This is a genomic window from Kitasatospora sp. NPDC032150, assembly GCF_055579945.1.
In genome coordinates, this window is the sequence record NZ_JBVIMH010000004.1 from 326,615 (window position 1) to 345,750 (window position 19,136).

Here is a 19,136-nt window from a genome sequence, read left to right on the forward strand (position 1 = left end):
GGGTGGTTTTTTGGGGTCGCCCCCCCCCCGCGCTTTTTTTTGCGCCTTTTCTTCTTCTGTGCGGCGTCGTTCGTGGATGCGGCCCCCCCCCCCCCCCCCCCCCCCCCCCCACCCCCCCCCCAAACACCCCCCCCCCCCCCGGGCCCGTTCGCGCGTTGCGCCGCGGTCAGATGCCGGCCGCGGCGGCGAGGTCGCGCTTGACGGCGTCCAGGACCTCGGCGGTCCGGCGGCGGGTCTCGGCGAGCTCGGCGGCGGAGGCGACCGGGAGGACGACCTCCAGGTAGCACTTCAGCTTGGGCTCGGTGCCGGACGGCCGGACCACGATCCGGGCCGAGGTCACGCCGTCGCCGGCCAGGTAGTAGCGCAGGCCGTCGGTGGGCGGCAGCTCGGCGGAGCCGGCGGCCAGGTCGTCGGCCCGGGTGACCTGCAGACCGGCCAGCACGGTCGGCGGCTGCTCGCGCAGGCGCTGCATCGCGTCGGCGATCAGCGAGAGGTCCTGCACCCGGACGGAGAGCTGGTCGGTGGCGTGCAGGCCGTGCGCCAGCGCCAGGTCGTCCAGCAGGTCGGTCAGGGTGCGGCCGGACTGCTTGAGGGTGGCGGCCAGTTCGGCGACCAGCAGGGCGGCGGTGATGCCGTCCTTGTCGCGTACGCCGGACGGGTCGACGCAGTAGCCGAGCGCCTCCTCGTAGCCGTAGCGCAGGCCGTCGGCACGGGAGATCCACTTGAAGCCGGTGAGCGTCTCGGTGTAGTCCAGCCCGGCCGCGGCGGCGATCCGACCCAGGAGGGTGGAGGAGACGATGGTGGTGGCGAAGGTGCCGACGGCCTTCTTGGCGACCAGGGCCTCGCCGAGCAGCGCGCCCACCTCGTCGCCGCGCAGCATCCGCCAGCCGCCGTCGTCGCCGGTGGGCACGGCCACGGCGCAGCGGTCGGCGTCCGGGTCGTTGGCGATGACGATGTCCGGGCCCACGGAGGCGGCGGTGGCGAACGCGAGGTCCATCGCGCCCGGCTCCTCCGGGTTGGGGAAGGACACGGTCGGGAAGTCCGGGTCCGGCTCGGCCTGTTCGGCCACCACGGTGGGGGCGGGGAAGCCGGCCCGCTCGAAGGCGGACAGCAGGACGTCCCGGCCGACGCCGTGCAGCGGGGTGTAGACGACGTTCAGGTCGCGGGCGCCACCGGCCTCGACGGTGGAGACGGCGCGGTTCAGGTAGGCGTCGACGACCTCCTCGCCGAGCACCTCCCAGCCGCTCTCGGCGCGCGGCACGTCGGCGAGCGAGGCGATGGCGTCGATCTCGTCGGCGATGCCGGCGTCGGCGGGCGGGACGATCTGCGAGCCGTCGCCCAAGTAGACCTTGTAGCCGTTGTCCTGCGGCGGGTTGTGGCTGGCGGTCACCGTGACACCGGCGGCGGCGCCGAGGTGGCGGATCGCGAAGGCCAGGACCGGGGTCGGCAGCGCGCGCGGCAGCAGGGCGGCGCGCAGCCCGGCGCCGACCATCACGGCGGCGGTGTCGCGGGCGAAGTCGTACGACTTGTGACGGGCGTCGTAGCCGATCACCACGAGGTCGCCGAGCTGCTGCTTCTTGACGTAGGCGGCGAGGCCGGCGGCGGCGCGGATCACCACGGCGCGGTTCATCCGCATCGGGCCCGCGCCGAGCTCACCGCGCAGTCCGGCGGTGCCGAACTGGAGCCGGCCGGCGAAGCGCTCGGCCAGGTGCGACCAGGCGAGGCGCTCCTCGCTCTCCGCGTCGGGGCCTTCGGCGGCGGCCAGCAGTGCGGTCAGTTCCTCGCGGGTCTGCGGGTCGGGGTCCTCGGCGAGCCAGGTCCGGGCCCGGGCGAGGAGGTCGGTGGTGGATGCCTGCGCCATCTCGTCTCTTCTCGTGAGACCTTCGGTGTCACCCGAAGGGGGGAAGCTGCTCTGCCGCTCAAGGCGTTGCGCGTCGCGGTACGGTCGCCGCGTGTCTTCGGGCAACGGCCAGGGCCTGGCCGTCGCGGGAGCGAGAAGCCCTCCCGGGGCCGGGAGGGCGGAGTCACGCTGCGCGGCTCCCTCCGAGGGGTCGGAGGGACGTCGACGCGCAGACGGGGCCTCCGGGCGAGCTGCACCCGAAGACCCCTTTACTGATTCTGCGTCAGCTCCGGCTCAGATCCGCTCAAGGACCTTGGCCAGCAGCGCGCCCATCCGCTCGGCGCTGGCCTTGCCGGCCTCCAGCACCTCTTCGTGGTTGAGCGGCTCGCCGGTCATGCCGGCGGCCAGGTTGGTGACCAGCGAGATGCCGAGCACCTCGGCGCCGGCCTCGCGGGCGGCGATGGCCTCCAGGGTGGTGGACATGCCGACCAGCTCACCGCCGAGCACCCGGGCCATGTTGACCTCGGCCGGGGTCTCGTAGTGCGGGCCGCGGAACTGGACGTACACGGCCTCGTCCAGCGACGGGTCCACCTCGCGGCAGAGCTGGCGCAGGCGCGGCGAGTACAGGTCCGTCAGGTCGACGAAGTTGGCGCCGACGATCGGGGAGTCCGCGGTCAGGTTGATGTGGTCGCTGATCAGGACCGGCTGGCCGGGGGTCCAGCCCTGGCGGAGACCGCCGCAGCCGTTGGTCAGCACGATGACCTCGCAGCCCGCGGCGGCCGCGGTGCGGACACCGTGGACCACGGTGGCCACGCCGTAGCCCTCGTAGTAGTGGTTGCGGCCGAGGAAGATCAGGGCGCGCTTGTCGCCGATCTTGACGGAGCGGATCTTGCCCGAGTGGCCGGCGACCGCGGGGGCCGGGAAGCCGGGGAGCTCGGTGATGGGGAACTCGAAGTTGCCCGGAGCCGACGGGTCGCCCAGCGCGTCGGCGGCCGGCACCCAGCCGGAGCCCATCACAAGGGCGAAGTCGTGGCGCTCGGCACCGGTCAGCTCGCGCAGGCGCGCAGCGGCGGCCTGGGCGGCGGCGTAGGGGTCGGCGGAGACGACCGACTGAGGAGTTGCGTTCACATCGCCGAGGATAGACAAGATTCGGCCTACGCGCGTAGACAGTTCGCTCAAGCCATGCCGATTTGTTACCCGGCTGACCCGAAACGACAGGCCACGGGCGGTATTCGCGACTTGGGACTGTCGGAACCTCTGAGTCCGGAACAACCGGAGAAGGGGGTGCCGGACGCTCCCGGGGGCAGGACCCGGACGCTCTCGGTGCGGTACGGTGCGGTGCGGTGCGGTGCGACCCCCGGGCAGGTGCGGCCGGGCGGCCGCCGGTGCCGGGTGACCTCGGGGCAGGGTCCAGGCGGCTCATCCGGCGCCGGTGAGAGGCGCACCGCGCTCGAAGGAGGCGTACCCGCCCGGCCGTTCTCCCCGGAGGGCGCTCAGCAGGGCCGGTGCCGCAGCTCCGTGATGTAGTCGGCGGGGGCGCCGGCGCTCTCCGCCGCGTCCGCGATGAGCCCGAGGTAGCGGGCGGCGGGCAGTCCGCCCTCGTAGTCGTTGAGGACGTACGTCCACACCGGGATGTCCCCGTCCAGGGTCTGGGCGCGCAGCCGGATCTTGCGGTAGAGGCCGAGCTGGAGGCCCTCCCAGCGGTCCAGACCGTCCTCGTCCATCGGCGCCACGTCGTAGAGGGAGACGAAGACCTGGTGCTTCTCGTCCTCCACCACCGTGGCCAACGAGCCCTCCCAGCCGAGGTGTTCGCCGCCGAAGGTCAGCCGCCAGCCGTCCAGCCAGCCCGTGCCGCGCAGCGGGGAGTGGGGCGCGCGACGGCTCATCTGCCGGGCGTCGAGATTGGTGGCGTACGCGGCGTAGAGGGGCATGGGCGTCAGCCTACGTGAGGTGTGCGCGCGGGTGCGGGGCGGGGAGTGTCCACCGTCACACCGGCTCGGGGGCGAACATATGGCAACGCCCCCGGCGTGGCTTTGGTTCCGGCGTGCGGGACAATGGTGGACGTGACTCGGATCGTGATCATCGGTGGCGGACCCGGCGGATACGAGGCAGCGTTGGTGGCTGCCCAACTCGGCGCGGAGGTGACCGTCGTCGACCGCGACGGTCTGGGTGGATCGGCGGTGCTGACGGACTGCGTTCCGTCCAAGACCCTCATCGCGACCGCCGAGGTGATGACCACCTTCGACAGTTCCTACGAGGAGCTGGGCATCACCATCGCCGACTGCAGCCAGGGACCCTCCCGGGTGCTCAGCGTGGACCTCGGCAAGGTCAACCGGCGGGTGAAGCGCCTGGCGATCGCCCAGTCCCACGACATCACCCAGTCCGTGACCCGGGCGGGCGTGACGGTCCTGCGCGGCAAGGGCCGCCTGGGCGCCGGCGGCCAGCACGTGGACGGCTCGCGCGAGGTGGTCGTCGAACACGAGGACGGCAGCACCGAGTCGCTGCGTGCGGACGCCGTGCTGATCGCCACCGGCTGCCACCCGCGCGAGCTGCCCGACGCCCAGCCGGACGGCGAGCGCATCCTGACCTGGACCCAGGTCTACGACCTGGAGGAGCTGCCGCGCGAGCTGATCGTGGTCGGCTCCGGTGTCACCGGCGCCGAGTTCGCAGGCGCCTACCAGGCGCTCGGTTCCGAGGTCACCCTGGTCTCCTCCCGCGACCGGGTGCTGCCCGGCGAGGACCCGGACGCCGCCGAGGTGTTGGAGGAGGTCTTCCGCCGCCGCGGCATGAACGTGATGAGCCGCTCCCGGGCCGAGACCGCCAAGCGGGTCGGCGACCACGTCGAGGTCACGCTCTCCGACGGCAAGGTCATCCGCGGCACCCACTGCCTGATGGCGGTCGGCTCCATCCCCAACACCGCCGACATGGGCCTGGAGGAGGCCGGGGTCAAGCTCAACGACTGGGGCCAGATCCAGGTCGACCGGGTCTCCCGCACCACCGCCCCCGGCGTGTACGCGGCCGGTGACTGCACCGGTGTCTTCATGCTCGCCTCGGTCGCCGCGATGCAGGGCCGGATCGCGATGTACCACGCGCTGGGCGACGCGGTGCAGCCGCTCAACCTCAAGACCGTGGCCTCCAACGTCTTCACCGACCCGGAGATCGCCACCGTCGGCTACACCGCCGCGGACGTCTCCTGCGGCAAGATGGACGCCGTCGAGGTCAAGCTCCCGCTGCGCGGCAACCCGCGGGCGAAGATGCAGGGCATCCGGGACGGTTTCGTGAAGCTGTTCTGCCGCCCCGGCACCGGCATCGTGGTCGGCGGCGTGGTGGTCGCCCCCCGGGCCAGCGAACTCATCCATTCGATCTCGCTCGCCGTGGACAACAACTTGACGGTCGAACAGGTGGCCAGCGCGTTCACGGTCTACCCGTCCGTCTCCGGCTCCACCGCGGAGGCCGCCCGGCAGCTGCACATCCGCAAGCGGGAGATTCCGGACTCCTGAGCCGCTCAAGCGAGTTGAGGCGGCCGCCGGTGCGGCCGCCGCTCTCGCGGGCGTGCGCCGTCACCCGGGCGGCGGGGCGCGGAACAGGCCTGCCGGCGGCGCGCATTGTACGGTCGTGCGCTGCTCCGGTGTGAGCATTTCCCGTTACCAGGAGCAAACGCCTGAAAGCAGACGGTCATTCAGGTTACCGTCGGTTCTGTGTTTGCAGCAGAACGTCGCCAGTTGATCCTCGAAATGGTGCGCGCCAACGGAGCCGTGTCGCTCCGTGAGTTGGCCCGCGTCGTCCAGACCTCCGAAGTCACCGTACGCCGAGACGTCCGGGCCCTGGAGGCCGAAGGGCTGCTCGACCGCCGGCACGGCGGCGCGGTGCTCCCCGGCGGCTTCACCCGGGAGCCCGGCTACCCGCAGAAGACCCACCTCGCCGCGGCCGAGAAGAGCGCCATCGCCGACCTCGCGGCGGGGCTGGTCGAGGAGGGGGACGCCGTGGTGGTCGGCGCCGGCACCACGACCCAGGAGCTGGCCCGCCGGCTGGCCCGGGTCCCCGGTCTGACGGTGGTGACCAACTCGCTGCTCGTCGCCCAGGCCCTGGCGCATGCCAACCGGGTCGAGGTGGTGATGACGGGCGGCACCCTGCGCGGCTCCAACTACGCGCTGGTGGGCAGCGGGGCCGAGCAGTCGCTGCACGGCCTGCGGGTCTCCAAGGCCTTCATCTCCGGCAGTGGGCTGACGGCCGACCGAGGCCTGTCGACCACCAACATGCTCTCCGCGAGCGTGGACCGGGCGCTGGTGCAGTCGGCCGCCGAGGTGATCGTCCTCGCCGACCACACCAAGCTCGGCGCGGACACCATGTTCCAGACGGTGCCCACCGAGGCGATCACCCGGCTGGTGACGGACGAGCAGGCCACCGCGGAGGACCCGACCGCGCGCGAGCTGGACGCACTGGCCGACTGCGGCGTGCAGATCGCCGTGGCGCCGCTCGGGCTGCACGCCGAGCCGCCGGTGCACCAGTCGATGCCGACGGCCCCGGTGGTGCCGCGGCGCAGCGGGCCGCCGTCCGCTCCCGCGCCGCTGCCCGGGCCGCGGCGGCCCGGTGTGCACGGCGGTCCGCCCGGGCAACTCCCCGGCCGGTTGGCGGAGTTGGGCGCACCGCGCGGCCGCTAGCGCCAGCGGAACGTTCAACCAAGCCGTTGCGCCCCCGTACGGGTGAGCCCGCAGGGGCGCGGGGCGCTGCAACACCCCGGACGGGTCGGCCTGTTCGGCTACCGGTGAGCCCGCAGGGGCGCGGGGAGTGCTGTCCGGCCGACCGCGGGCGCGCGATGGGGCACGCGTTCAGCCGGGTGTGACGGGCCGGCGGCAGTCCGCGGATCTCCCGCCGGGCGGCGCGGGCCTCGCAACGACCGGCGCGGGCTTCGCAACGACGGCGCGGGCTTCGCAACGACCGGCGCGGGCCTCGCAACGACCGCCCGCCACCCGGGCGAGGCCGGTCCGCCTCTCCTTTTCACCAGCGCTGAAGCCAGTGAAAAGACGACCGGCCCGCACACCCCGGGGGTGTACGGACCGGTCGTGACTGCTGCGAGGGTGTCAGTCCTTGATCTCGCAGAGGGCGGCGCCGCTGCTGACGCTGGCGCCGACCTCGGCCTTGAGGCCGACGATGGTGCCCGCCTTGTGGGCGTTGAGCGGCTGCTCCATCTTCATCGCCTCCAGGACGACGATCAGCTCGCCCTCGGCGACGGTCTGGCCCTCCTCGACGGCGACCTTGACGATGGTGCCCTGCATCGGCGAGGCGAGGGTGTCACCGCTGATCGCGGAACCGGCCTTCTTGGCGCCGACCCGGCGCTTGGCCACGGCCTTGCCGGCGCCCGCGCCGACGGCGGGTGCGGCCGAGACGCCGAGCGAGGACGGCAGGGAGACCTCGATCCGCTTGCCGCCGACCTCGACCACGACGGTCTCGCGGCCCTCGGGCTCCTCGCCGTCGCCACCCGCGCCGGTGAAGGCGGGGATGGTGTTGTCGAACTCGGTCTCGATCCAGCGGGTGAAGACCTTGAACGGCTCGTCGCTGCCGGTGAGTTCGGGCGCGAACGCGGGGTCGGTGACCACGGCCTGGTGGAACGGGATGGCAGTGGCCATGCCCTCGACCTTGAACTCGGCCAGGGCGCGGGCGGCCCGCTGGAGCGCCTGCTTGCGGGTCGCACCGGTGACGATCAGCTTGGCCAGCAGCGAGTCCCAGGCGGGGCCGATGACGGAGCCGCTCTCCACGCCCGCGTCCAGCCGGACACCCGGGCCCGACGGCGGGGCGAACAGCGTCACCGTGCCCGGTGCCGGAAGGAAGTTGCGGCCCGGGTCCTCGCCGTTGATGCGGAACTCGATGGAGTGGCCGCGCACCTCGGGGTCGTCGTAGCCGAGCGGCTCGCCGTCGGCGATCCGGAACATCTCGCGGACCAGGTCGATCCCGGTGACCTCCTCGGAGACCGGGTGCTCCACCTGAAGACGGGTGTTGACCTCGAGGAAGGAGATCAGGCCGTCCTGGGCGACCAGGAACTCACAGGTGCCGGCGCCGACGTAGCCCGCCTCGCGCAGGATCGCCTTGGAGGCGCGGTACAGCTCGGCGTTCTGCTCCTCGGTCAGGAACGGCGCCGGGGCCTCCTCCACCAGCTTCTGGTGGCGGCGCTGCAGCGAGCAGTCACGGGTGGAGACGACGACCACGTTGCCGTGCTGGTCGGCCAGGCACTGGGTCTCCACGTGCCGGGGGTTGTCCAGGTAGCGCTCGACGAAGCACTCGCCGCGGCCGAACGCGGCCACGGCCTCGCGGACCGCCGACTCGTAGAGCTCCGGGATCTCCTCCAGCGTGCGGGCGACCTTCAGACCGCGGCCGCCACCGCCGAACGCGGCCTTGATGGCGACCGGCAGGCCGTGCTCGGTCGCGAACGCCACGACCTCGTCCGCACCCGAGACCGGGTCCGGGGTGCCCGCGACCAGCGGCGCGCCAGCGCGCTGGGCGACGTGCCGGGCGGTGACCTTGTCACCGAGGTCGCGGATGGCCTGCGGCGGCGGGCCGATCCAGGTCAGGCCGGCGTCGATGACCGCCTGCGCGAAGTCGGCGTTCTCCGACAGGAAGCCGTAGCCCGGGTGGACCGCGTCGGCGCCCGAGTCGGCGGCGGCCTGGAGGACCTTGGCGATGTCCAGGTAGCTGGTGGCGGGGGTGTCGCCGCCGAGCGCGTAGGCCTCGTCGGCCGCGCGGACGTGCAGCGCGTCCCGGTCCGGTTCGGCGTACACGGCGACGCTGGCGATACCGGCATCCCGGCAGGCCCGGGCGACGCGGACGGCGATTTCCCCGCGATTGGCGATGAGCACCTTGCGCACTGTGGCTCCCTTCTTGAACCTCGTTGAGTCTAGGGATTGCCGGGTCGTACCGGCGAGTAGCCCCAGGTGGTGAGCTTGCCCACACGGAGCGTGACGCTGATTCGTGATCAGTTGAGCACGGAGCGGGACGCTCCGCAGGTGGGAGAGGTCTTGGACGGTGGTCGTCGGTGGTCCGGGGCAACCCGTGGCGCCCCGTCGGGTGCCGTGGTCTTCGCCACAGTCGCTCGACGGCAGCGGCGCCAGCCTATCGGCCGGGCCGCCCCGAGGGACTGGACCGGAGTGACAGATGTCGGGGTCGGGATCTGTCCGGATCCACAGCGCGGTTCCGGAATCGGTCCGAACGCTCCACCGGGCTCCGGTGCCCGGGCGTCGGAGCCCCGGACGGAAAAACGCCGCGACGGCCCCGGGGCTCGTCGCGGCGCAACCGGGTCGGCGCGTCCTGGGCCGGCGTCAGTTCCAGAGGTCGGTCAGCCGGACGTCAAGATCCGCCAGCAGGCGGCGCAGCAGTGGCAGCGAGAGGCCGATGACGTTGCCCGGGTCGCCGTCGACGCCGTCGATGAACGGCGCCGAGCGGCCGTCCAGGGTGAACGCTCCGGCCACGTGCAGCGGTTCACCGGTGGCGATGTACGCGGCGACCTCGGCGTCGTCCGGGTTGCCGAAGCGGACGGTGGTGGAGGCGGTCGCCGAGGACTGCTTGCCGGTGGCGGTGTCGATGACGCAGTGGCCGGTCCGCAGCACGCCGTCCCGGCCGCGCATGGACTGCCAGCGGGTGAGCGCCTCGGCCGCGTCGGCGGGCTTGCCGAGGGCTTGGCCGTCCAGCTCCAGGACGGAGTCACAGCCGACCACCAGCTGGCCGTCGGCGAGCTCGGCGGCGACCGCGCGGGCCTTGGCCTCGGCCAGCACCAGCGCCAGCTCGCCGGGCGTGGGTGCGGTCAGCGCGTCCTCGTCCACACCGCTGACGATCACCTGCGGGTCGAGGCCGGCCTGGCGCAGCAGTCCGAGCCGGGCGGGGGATGCGGAGGCGAGGACGAGGGTGCGCTTGGTCATGCGGCCAAGCCTATGCGCTTCGGCGGTGGAGCCGGTCCGGCAGCGTCGTCGCGGGCGGGCCCGGGCCCGCCCGCGCTGCCAACGGCCTCGGTCCGCCATCGACCCCGGGCCACCGTCAACTCCAGGCCGCCAGCAGCCTCAGACCACCATCAGCACGATGGCGGCCACCAGAAGGAGGACGGCGAGCACCGGGCCGGCCCGGCGCAGCCGCTCCTGCACCTGACGGGTTTCGGCCGAGGGCTCGTCCTGAGGATCTGACCACAGCATTCCCCAAGCCTGCGGCGGCAGGTGTGCCGGGCGCTTGAGTATCCGTACTCAGTTCGTCCACATTTTCTGGTGCGCGCATGACACCGCGGGTAGTGGCCGCTCACGCCCCGTGGCCCGACCGGTGGGCGGCCGTCCGCTCCTCGCGGAGCCGCGCGGGGAGCGGACGGCCGTTGTCGGAGTCAGCCGGCCCAGCCGGAGGTGCGCCAGGCGTGGGCGCCGTGCCGCGGGATGCGGCGCAGCAGCCTGGCCCGGTCGTTCCACGCGGAGGCCGGGCCGCTCGCCTGCCGGGCCGCGTCGAGCGCGGCCTGTGCGGCGGCGGCCCGGGCTTGGACCACCGCCAGGACGGTGGCCAACTCCTCGGGGGTCGGCTGCCCGTGCAGCACTTGAATCGGAGGCATGCTCATATCCTCTTCCTGTTCGGACCGGTCCGAAAGTGCGCGAAAGGTCCGACTACAGCGGGATGTTGCCGTGCTTCTTGGGCGGCAGCACCTCGCGCTTGCCGCGCAGTGCGCGCAGCCCGCGGACGATGTGCCGACGGGTCTCGCTCGGCGCGATCACGGCGTCCACGTAACCGCGTTCGGCGGCCAGGTAGGGGTTGAGCAGGGTGTCCTCGTAGGAGGCGAGCAGCTCGGCGCGCTTGGCGTCGGCGTTCCCGGCGGCCTGAGCCTCGGCGATCTCGCGCCGGTGCAGGATGTTGACCGCGCCCTGGGCGCCCATCACGGCGATCTGCGCGGTCGGCCAGGCCAGGTTGAGGTCCGCGCCCAGGTGCTTGGAGCCCATGACGTCGTAGGCGCCGCCGAAGGCCTTGCGGGTGATCACGGTGATCAGCGGGACGGTGGCCTCGGCGTAGGCGTAGATCAGCTTGGCGCCGCGGCGGATGATGCCGTCCCACTCCTGGCCGGTGCCGGGCAGGAAGCCGGGGACGTCCACGAAGGTGAGCACCGGGATGTTGAACGCGTCGCAGGTGCGCACGAAGCGGGCGGCCTTCTCGCTGGCGGCGATGTCCAGGCAGCCGGCCAGGTCCATCGGCTGGTTGCCGACCACGCCGACCGCATGGCCCTCGACCCGTCCGAAGCCGGTGATGATGTTGCCCGCGTACAGCGGCTGGGTCTCCAGGAACTCGCCGTCGTCCAGGACGTGTTCGATCACCGTGTGCATGTCGTACGGCTGGTTCGCCGAGTCCGGCACGAGCGTGTCGAGTTCCAGGTCCTCGGCAGTGATGGCCACATCGGCATGCTCCGGGTAGACCGGCGGCTCGGAGAGGTTGTTCGAGGGCAGGTAGGAGAGGAGGTTCTTGACGTACTCGATGGCCTCCTTCTCGTCGGCGGCCAGGTAGTGCGCGTTGCCGGACTTGGTGTTGTGGGTGCGCGCGCCGCCCAGCTCCTCCATGCCGACGTCCTCGCCGGTGACGGTCTTGATGACGTCCGGGCCGGTGATGAACATGTGCGAGGTCTGGTCGGCCATCACCACGAAGTCGGTGACGGCCGGGGAGTAGACCGCGCCGCCCGCGCACGGGCCCATGATCAGCGAGATCTGCGGGATGACACCCGAGGCGTGCACGTTGCGGCGGAAGATCTCGCCGTAGAGGCCGAGCGAGACCACGCCCTCCTGGATCCGGGCGCCGCCGGAGTCGTTGATGCCGATGACCGGGCAGCCGGTCTTCAGCGCGAAGTCCATCACCTTGACGATCTTCTCGCCGAAGACCTCGCCGAGGGAACCGCCGAAAACGGTGAAGTCCTGGGCGAAAACGGCCACTTGGCGGCCGTCGACGGTGCCGTAACCAGTCACCACGCCGTCGCCGTACGGTCGGTTCCTCTCCTGGCCGAAGTTGGTGGAACGGTGGCGGGCGAACTCGTCGAACTCCACGAAGGAGTCCTCGTCGAGGAGTTCGGTCACTCGCTCACGCGCCGTCAGCTTGCCCTTGGCGTGCTGCTTCTCGACCGCGGCGGCGGAGCCGGAGTGCACCGCCTCGTCGAGCCTGCGCCGCAGGTCGGCAAGCTTTCCGGCGGTGGTGTGCGGGTCGTACGGCGCCTCGGTCATCCGGTGGCTCTCCCTGGTCCATGGGCCGCGGCCTGTTCGGTCCCGTGCGTGAGGGCGCGTGCGGGCAGGGCGGCGCTGCGAACTACCGTTGGGTAGCGTAGCCAGCGCGGGCGGCTTGCGGTTATGGCCAGCGACACAGTGTGTTCATCCGGCTTTCTGCGGGACCATGGGGCGGCCTGGCGCCTCTTGGGGTGGCGGTGCGAGGGCCCCGGGCGCGGGCGGCTCCGGGCCCGCGCGGCACCCGGTCCACCCACCTGCACCTGAGGGGTTTCGGGGGCCGGCATGGGTACGCTGAGCTGGTGACCGAGCCGACCCGCCCTCGTCGTAGCGGCCTGCGTGGCTTCGGCCACGACGGACCGTCCCCCTGGACCGATCTCGACCGCCCGCCACTGGACGGCGCCCGGCTCGCCAGGGACCTGGTGGTCCCGGGCGGGTTCTGGACCGCCGTGGACGTGGTCGACGAGACCGGATCCACCAACACCGACCTCGCCGCCCGGGCCGGGGCGGGCGAAGCGGAGGGCGCCGTCCTGATCGCCGAGGCGCAGAACGCGGGCCGTGGCCGGCTCGAACGGGTGTGGAGCGCACCGGCCCGATCCGGCCTCTTCCTCTCCGTGCTGCTGCGCCCCGCCGACGTGCCGATGGAGCGGTACGGCTGGCTGCCGATCCTGGTCGGTGTCGCGGCGGCGAGCACGCTGGGGCGGGTGGCGGAGATGGAGATCGGCCTGAAATGGCCCAACGACCTGCTGGTCACCGTGGACGGCGTCGAGCGCAAGGTGGGCGGCATCCTGACCGAGCTGAGCGCCGGTGCGGTGGTCGCCGGTCTCGGCGTCAACGTCTCGCTGCGCGAGTCCGAACTGCCCGTTCCCACCGCTGCTTCGCTGGTCCTGGCCGGGGCCGGGGTGGCCGACCGGGAGACCCTGCTGCGCGCGCTGCTGCGGGAGTTCGCCGAGCTGTACCAGGAGTGGGTGGCGGCGGCGGGCGACCCGTACGCCAGCGGGCTGCTGCCCGCCTACACGGCCCGCTGCACCACCCTGGGCCGGTCCGTGCGGGTCCAACTCCCCGGCGAGCGCGAACTGCTCGGCGAGGCCGTGGCGGTGGACGGCCTCGGCCGGCTGGTGGTCCGCACCGCCGACGGGCAGCGCCACCCGGTCGCCGCCGGGGACGTCGTACACGTACGGCCGGACCAGGGGTGACCGGGCCGGGCGGACGGAACGGCGGAGTCCCGACGGGGTTCTGATCCGGCCTTGTCCCGGCCGGATGCCCCGGATCACGTGATTCCGTGCGAACATTCCACCTGGCAGCGGTGTGAGGCGCGCCACTACCCGAGCGGTGGTCGGGGCGCCCCTGGACAGGGCAGGGCGAGAGGCAAGTGCGGCAACCGCACGGGGATGGACCGGTGGTAGGCGAAAACGTCGGTGGCAACGGCGGCAAAGGCGACGCGGCGGACTCGGACGAGCAGACGGTCGCGCTGGACCTGGAACGGCTGATCCTCGACGCGCCGCGCCGGTACACGCCGTACCAGGCCGCCCGCGCCGCCGACGTGCCGATGGAACTGGCCACCCGCTTCTGGCGGGCCATGGGCTTCCCGGACATCGGCCAGTCCCGGGCCCTGACCGACGGCGACGTGATCGCCCTGCGCAGGCTGGCCGGCCTGGTGGAGTCCGGGCTGCTCAGCGAGCCGATGGCGATCCAGGTGGCCCGCTCCACCGGCCAGACCACCGCCCGGCTGGCCGGCTGGCAGATGGACACCTTCCTGGAGAACCTCACCCAGTCCATCGAGCCCGGCATGACCAGGGCCGAGGTGGCCTACCCGCTGGTCGAACTGCTGCTGCCGGAGCTGGAGCAGTTCCTGGTGTACGTCTGGCGGCGCCAGCTGGCCGCCGTCACCGGCCGGGTGGTGCAGGCCGCCGAGGACACCGAGATCACCAGCGGCCGGCTCGCCGTCGGCTTCGCCGACCTGGTCGGCTTCACCAGGCTCTCCCGCCGCCTGGAGGAGGAGGAACTCGGCACGCTGGTCGAGAACTTCGAGAACACCTGCTCCGACCTGATCGCCGGATTCGGCGGCCGGGTGATCAAGACGCTGGGCGACGAGATCCTGTACGTGACCGAGGATCCGGCCACCGCCGCCGAGATCGCGCTCAGCCTGGTGGAGGCGCTGGCCAAGGAGGACACCATCCCCGCCCTGCGGGTCGGGATGGCCTTCGGCACCGTCACCTCCCGGATGGGCGACGTCTTCGGCACCACGGTGAACCTGGCCAGCCGGCTGACCTCGATCGCACCCAAGGACGCGGTGCTGGTGGACGGCGAGTTCGCCGCCGCGCTGGAGCAGAACGGCGGGGTCGTGCCGCCGTCGGTCTGCGTCTCGACGGAGGGGCTGGAGGAGCACCACGCGCCCGGCTCCGCCGAGCACCGGTTCCACCTGCAGCCGATGTGGCGCCGCCCGGTGCGCGGGCTCGGCCTGGTGGAGCCCTGGTTGCTGAGCCGTCACGTCCACGATCTCTGAACCCGGTCTCACGGGATTCGCACATATTCGCCCGGACAAATGGGGCAAAGTCTCAGTGAAGGGCCATAACCTTGGTCCAGGACGGCAGTCCTGGAGCGTTCTGGGCACGTCCGGGCAGGCCCCGGGCCAGTGCTCCCGGGCGGCCCCGGGGGATCAGGGATGAGGCGGAGCCGGTGAGCGAGGCGACCATGTCGGAACCCGTGCACGTGTCCGTACCGCCGGCCCTCGATCCGCGACTGCAGGCCGTCGTCGAGCTGGCCCAGGACATGGCGGTCGCCGTCACCCCGCTGGACGCCGTTCGGGCCGCGGCCGCGCGGGCCACCACCGCACTCGGCGCCACCATGGCCGCCGTCTCGGTGTGGGACCGCGAGTCGGGCCGGCTGCGGGTGCTGGTCAACCACGGCGAGCTGGCCGGGGGCGAGGAGGAACTGCCGGAGGACGAGTCCTACCCGGTGGCGGACTTCCCGGAGATCGTCACATATCTGGAGGAGCACTGGACCACGGGCCGCCTCCCGCGTGCCTGGGTGCAGACTGCCGAGCACGCCGATGCCACGCACTCCGTGCACGCGCACCCGGGCGCCGGCGCGTTCTGTATGCAGCGCGCCGTGGGATTGCGCCGGCGCGGACGGAAGTGCTGTCTGGTCGCGCCGATCGTTCTGCACGGCCAGGCCTGGGGCGAGCTCTATCTGGCCCGGAAGGCGGACCTGCCGGTCTTCACCGACGCGGACGCCGACTACGCGACGCTACTGGCCGCCCAGATCTCCGCCGGGCTCGCCCAGACCGAGCGGCTGGCCGACCTGCGCCGGCTCGCCTTCACCGACCCGCTCACCGGCCTCGCCAACCGCCGGGCGGTCGACGCCAGGTTGGAGACCGCCCTGGCGGCCCACAACCGGGACGACACCGTGCTCAGCCTGGTGGTCTGCGACGTCAACGGGCTCAAGCGGGTCAACGACCGGCTCGGTCACGAGGTCGGCGACCGGCTGCTGGAACGGTTCGCCCACCAGCTCTCGCTGGCCGCCGCCAGACTCCCCGGCAGCCTGGCCGCCCGGCTCGGCGGTGACGAGTTCTGTCTGCTGGTCGAGGGCCGCAAGGCGGACGAAGTCGTCGCGGTGGCCGAGGAGTTGGTCGCCCGCTCACTGGATCTCGCGGATGGCGAGGGGGTCGCCTGCGGGGTGGCCTCCACCGGTGACTCGATCGGCCCGGTCACCACTCCGGACCGGCTGTTCCGGCTCGCCGACGCAGCCCAGTACCGGGCCAAGGCAGCCCGGGCCACCCATCCCGTGGTCGCCGGACGGGGCCACGGCCCCGGGTTCGCTCCCGACCCGACCGTGCTGCTGGCCGACTCCGCCGACCCGCACCACCGCACCGACCGCCGCCCCGGCCAGGGCCGCGGCCACGTCGGCGACCGCCGCCGGTTCCGGGGCGCCGCGAACGGCGCCGACCCGGGACAGCTGCTCGCCGTCGTGCTCGCCTCGCTCGACCAGCACGGCGCGGTCCGCACCCACCACCCCGCCGACACCCTCGGCCGGCTGGTCACCGTCGCCGGGGCCGCTGCCAGGCTGCTGGACGCGGTCGGCTGGTGGGTCAGTTACGTGCCGCCGGGCTCGCAGCTGATGCGCACCGTCCAGCACGCCGTCTACCGGATGACCAGCGGGCCGACCAGCAGCGGTGCCGAGACCCAGCGGGCCCAGATCGAGGCCCCGGACGCGGTGTTCGACCTCGGCTACTACCCGCTCACCCGCCGGGCCGTGCGCGGCGGGGCCTTCGCGCTGCGCTCCGGCGCCGCCGGGAACGACCCGGCGGAGGAGGCGATGATGGTGGTCAGCGGCTACAAGGGCATGCTCGCGGCCGGCGGCGGCAACGCGGCGGGCGGCTGGCTGGTGGAGCTGTTCGCGGACGAGTCCACCCTGCCGTTCGGCCCGGTCACCGCGGCACTGCGGGCCCTGGTCGCGGTGGCCCTGTCCGGACCGACCTCGCCGCCGCCCTGAGCCCTCGCGCCCGCCGGGTCAGGGCGCCCGGAGACGAGCGGTCTAAGACCGGCCGCACCCGGGTGCTGTCGCAGCGGCCTTGCGGGGTGCGACAGTTGACACTGACGCCGGTTGCGGAGCCGGGGCTGGGAGCGGGGGATGTCATGCGTACACGTCCGGCTGCGGTACTGCTCGCGCTGGCCCTGGCCGCCGGCGGGGTCACCCTGGCGGGTCCGCCGGCCTCGGCCGCGCCATCCGTGGTCCAGGCGCCGACGGCGGGTCAGGCGACGGGGAGTCTGCCGACGGTGGGTCAGCAGCGGTCGGTCGGGGTGGGGCCGGTCGGGGTGGGGCCGGTCGGGGCGCGGACCCGGACCCGGTCGCTCGCGTCCGTTCCGCTGGCACGGGGCAAGTCCAAGATCCGGAAGAGGCGGGGCTTCTTCGGGAGGTTGGTCGGGGTGGCCTTCGGCCTGATCGCGCTGTTCGTGGTCCTGTTCGTCGTCATCGTACTGGTGGTCGTGGTGCGGCGCGGCCACCGCCGGCGCGAGAACGGGTGACCCGGCGGCGGGGCCGGTCAGGGGCGCAGTGCGCGCAGCAGGGCCTCGACCATGGCGTCCGCGTACGCCTGGTCGATCGGGCCGGTGCCCAGTAGCCAGCGGTAGTGCAGCGGGCCGTAGACCAGGTCCACGGCGAGGTCCAGGTCGAGGTCCTCGCCCAGCTGCCCGGCCCGCTGGGCGCTGCGCAGCCGGTCCCTGGTGGCCTCCAGGAGGGGGCCGAGCAGCCGGGCCCGGTACTCCCGGAGCAGGGTGGGGTCGAGCTGGATCTCGGCCGAGATGGCGCGGCCGACCCGTTCGAAGGCGGGATCGGCGAGCTGTTCGGCGGCCGGCCGGAGCAGGGCCCGTAGGTCGGCGGCCAGGTCCCCGGTGTCGGGGAGGTCCAGGCCGCCGGCCTCGTTCTCGCTGGCGGCCAGGAAGGCGTCGAAGACCACCGCCCCCTTCGAGGGCCACCAGCGGTAGATGGTCTGCTTGCCGACGCCCGCTCGGGCGGCGATCGCCTCGATGGTGAGCTTCGCGTACCCGAGTTCGGTCGCCAGTTCGGCGGCGGCGGCGAGGATGGCCTGTCTGGAGCGCTCGTTGCGGCGGGCCGGGTCCGGGGTGTTGCTGGTGCGTGCCATGGGGGGATTCTAGCGAGTCGGGCGAGACGATACGTCTCGTATTGACGAACCGTCGGAAACTGTGCACCCTGGAGGTGGTGGCGAGACGGAGCGTCTCGCCAGGATCGACCGCCTGATCTGGAGGACGTATGCCCCGCCCCGCGCACATCGCCATGGTCTCCATCCCTGCCCACGGCCACGTCAACCCGAGTCTGGCGGTCATCCGCGAGCTGGTCGCGCGCGGACACCGCGTCAGCTACGCCAACGACCCGTCGTTCGCCGCACTGGTGGAGTCCACCGGCGCCCGCCTCGTCCCCTGCGACTCCACCCTGCCGCTGACCGACGACCCGTCGGGCTGGCCCGATGACCTGGTCGAGGTGCAGGACCTCTTCCTGGACGACGCGATCGCGATGCTTCCGCAGCTGCGCGCCGCCTTCGACGGCGACAGGCCGGACCTGGTGCTGTGCGACATCGGCGCCTACGCCGCCCGGGTGCTGGCGGAGGGCTGGCGGCTGCCGATCGTCCAGCTCTCGCCGACCTATGTCGCCTGGGAGGGCTACGAGGAGGAGATGGCGCCGGTCTTCGAACCGGTCATGGGCACTCCTCGCGGCCTCGGGCACTACGCCCGCTTCGCCCGCTGGCTCGCCGAGAACGGCGTGGGCGGCGACAGCCCCGACCCGAAGGCGTTCACCGGTCGGCCGGAACACAGCCTCGTACTCGTCCCGCGGGCCCTGCAGCCCAACGCGGACCGGGTCGACCCCGGGCGGTACACCTTCGTCGGGCCGTGCTTCGGCGACCGCTCCGCGCAAGGCGGTTGGACGCGGCCGGCGGATGCCGGCAAGGTGCTGCTGGTCTCGCTCGGTTCGGCCTTCACCCGGCAGCCCGCGTTCTACCGCGAGTGCCTGAAGGCCTTCGGTGACCTGCCCGACTGGCATGTGGTGCTCCAGATCGGCAAGCACGTGGACCCGGCCGGGCTGGGCGAACTGCCCGGCAACGTCGAGGTGCACTCGTGGGTGCCCCAACTCGCAGTGCTGGAACAGGCCGACGCGTTCATCACGCATGCCGGGATGGGCGGTGCGAGCGAGGGGCTGTACTGCGGGCTGCCGATGATCGCCGTGCCGCAGGCGGCGGACCAGTTCTCCAACGCCGACCGGCTGGTCGAACTCGGGGTCGGGCGGCGGATCGACACCGCAGAGGCGACCGCGGCCGAGCTGCGCGCGGCCCTGCTGGAGCTCACCGCGGACCCGGAGGTCGCCGCGCGGCTGGAGGGGATCCGGAACGAGCTCCGCGCGGAGGGCGGCAGCGCGAGGGCCGCCGACCTGATCGAGGCGCACCTTCCCGGCTGACCCTGCCTCCGGACGGCCGGTGACACCGGCGCTGACCCTGCCAGCGAGGCCCCTGCCGGAGCGGGCCGCGGGCGTGAACCGGCAGGCTGCGACGGTCGCTTGAGGACGCCCGGCCG

15 protein-coding genes and 1 pseudogene are annotated in these 19,136 nt (G+C 72.8%); 7 read left to right on the forward strand and 9 right to left on the reverse strand.

What is annotated here, in order from left to right; translation table 11 throughout:
- Window positions 1-166 precede the first annotated feature (166 nt).
- The 3 genes from ACZ5ON_RS07730 to ACZ5ON_RS07740 form a co-directional block, all read right to left on the reverse strand.
- A complete protein-coding gene (locus ACZ5ON_RS07730) occupies window positions 167-1,861 on the reverse strand; it encodes a phospho-sugar mutase (protein ID WP_465586919.1) in 1,695 nt (564 codons plus the stop codon).
- 273 nt (window positions 1,862-2,134) lie between these two features.
- A complete protein-coding gene (locus ACZ5ON_RS07735; protein WP_465586922.1) occupies window positions 2,135-2,968 on the reverse strand; it encodes a purine-nucleoside phosphorylase in 834 nt (277 codons plus the stop codon).
- Window positions 2,969-3,333: 365 nt separating this feature from the next.
- Window positions 3,334-3,771, reverse strand: coding sequence for a gamma-glutamylcyclotransferase family protein (locus tag ACZ5ON_RS07740; protein ID WP_465586925.1), 438 nt, complete (start codon window positions 3,769-3,771; stop codon window positions 3,334-3,336).
- Between the two features lie 102 nt (window positions 3,772-3,873).
- On the opposite strand from ACZ5ON_RS07740, the gene ACZ5ON_RS07745 reads away from it, so the two are divergent.
- Both ACZ5ON_RS07745 and ACZ5ON_RS07750 read left to right on the forward strand, forming a co-directional pair.
- Window positions 3,874-5,340 (forward strand): NAD(P)H-quinone dehydrogenase, encoded by a 1,467-nt coding sequence (locus ACZ5ON_RS07745; protein WP_465587159.1) that lies wholly within the window; start codon window positions 3,874-3,876, stop codon window positions 5,338-5,340.
- Window positions 5,341-5,574: 234 nt separating this feature from the next.
- Window positions 5,575-6,501: a DeoR/GlpR family DNA-binding transcription regulator gene (locus tag ACZ5ON_RS07750; protein ID WP_465587162.1), complete on the forward strand. Its 927-nt coding sequence runs from the start codon at window positions 5,575-5,577 to the stop codon at window positions 6,499-6,501.
- A gap of 420 nt (window positions 6,502-6,921) precedes the next feature.
- On the opposite strand, the gene ACZ5ON_RS07755 is transcribed toward ACZ5ON_RS07750, so the two are convergent.
- From ACZ5ON_RS07755 to ACZ5ON_RS07775, 5 genes are all read right to left on the reverse strand, one after another.
- Window positions 6,922-8,700: an acetyl/propionyl/methylcrotonyl-CoA carboxylase subunit alpha gene (locus ACZ5ON_RS07755; protein ID WP_465586929.1), complete on the reverse strand. Its 1,779-nt coding sequence runs from the start codon at window positions 8,698-8,700 to the stop codon at window positions 6,922-6,924.
- A 450-nt stretch (window positions 8,701-9,150) separates the two neighbouring features.
- The gene (locus ACZ5ON_RS07760) at window positions 9,151-9,747 is read right to left on the reverse strand and encodes a nucleoside triphosphate pyrophosphatase (protein WP_465586933.1); all 597 of its coding nucleotides are present in this window, start codon (window positions 9,745-9,747) and stop codon (window positions 9,151-9,153) included.
- A 138-nt stretch (window positions 9,748-9,885) separates the two neighbouring features.
- The gene (mmpB, locus tag ACZ5ON_RS07765; protein WP_465586936.1) at window positions 9,886-10,014 is read right to left on the reverse strand and encodes a morphogenic membrane protein MmpB; all 129 of its coding nucleotides are present in this window, start codon (window positions 10,012-10,014) and stop codon (window positions 9,886-9,888) included.
- A 179-nt stretch (window positions 10,015-10,193) separates the two neighbouring features.
- Window positions 10,194-10,412, reverse strand: a complete 219-nt coding sequence (locus ACZ5ON_RS07770; RefSeq protein WP_465586939.1) for an acyl-CoA carboxylase subunit epsilon — start codon at window positions 10,410-10,412, stop codon at window positions 10,194-10,196.
- Between the two features lie 52 nt (window positions 10,413-10,464).
- A complete protein-coding gene (locus tag ACZ5ON_RS07775) occupies window positions 10,465-12,054 on the reverse strand; it encodes an acyl-CoA carboxylase subunit beta (protein ID WP_465586943.1) in 1,590 nt (529 codons plus the stop codon).
- A 299-nt stretch (window positions 12,055-12,353) separates the two neighbouring features.
- Between ACZ5ON_RS07775 and ACZ5ON_RS07780 the strand changes: the two genes are divergently transcribed.
- The 4 genes and pseudogenes from ACZ5ON_RS07780 to ACZ5ON_RS07795 all read left to right on the forward strand — a co-directional run bounded on the left by ACZ5ON_RS07780 (window position 12,354) and on the right by ACZ5ON_RS07795 (window position 17,078).
- Entirely contained in the window at window positions 12,354-13,247 is an 894-nt protein-coding gene (locus tag ACZ5ON_RS07780) for a biotin--[acetyl-CoA-carboxylase] ligase (RefSeq protein ID WP_465586946.1), read from the forward strand.
- Between the two features lie 203 nt (window positions 13,248-13,450).
- On the forward strand, window positions 13,451-14,557 hold the full coding sequence (locus ACZ5ON_RS07785) for an adenylate/guanylate cyclase domain-containing protein (protein WP_465586949.1): 1,107 nt from the start codon (window positions 13,451-13,453) through the stop codon (window positions 14,555-14,557).
- A gap of 266 nt (window positions 14,558-14,823) precedes the next feature.
- Window positions 14,824-15,981, forward strand: a pseudogene (locus ACZ5ON_RS07790) (GGDEF domain-containing protein); the annotation flags it as partial.
- A 707-nt stretch (window positions 15,982-16,688) separates the two neighbouring features.
- The gene (locus ACZ5ON_RS07795; protein WP_465586952.1) at window positions 16,689-17,078 is read left to right on the forward strand and encodes a hypothetical protein; all 390 of its coding nucleotides are present in this window, start codon (window positions 16,689-16,691) and stop codon (window positions 17,076-17,078) included.
- 17 nt (window positions 17,079-17,095) lie between these two features.
- On the opposite strand, the gene ACZ5ON_RS07800 is transcribed toward ACZ5ON_RS07795, so the two are convergent.
- Window positions 17,096-17,695: a TetR/AcrR family transcriptional regulator gene (locus tag ACZ5ON_RS07800; protein ID WP_465586955.1), complete on the reverse strand. Its 600-nt coding sequence runs from the start codon at window positions 17,693-17,695 to the stop codon at window positions 17,096-17,098.
- Window positions 17,696-17,823: 128 nt separating this feature from the next.
- Here ACZ5ON_RS07800 and ACZ5ON_RS07805 point away from each other — a divergent pair, with 128 nt between their 5' ends.
- Window positions 17,824-19,020 carry a macrolide family glycosyltransferase gene (locus tag ACZ5ON_RS07805; RefSeq protein WP_465586961.1) on the forward strand — a complete coding sequence of 399 codons (1,197 nt, stop codon included), beginning with the start codon at window positions 17,824-17,826 and terminating at the stop codon, window positions 19,018-19,020.
- Window positions 19,021-19,136 lie beyond the last annotated feature (116 nt).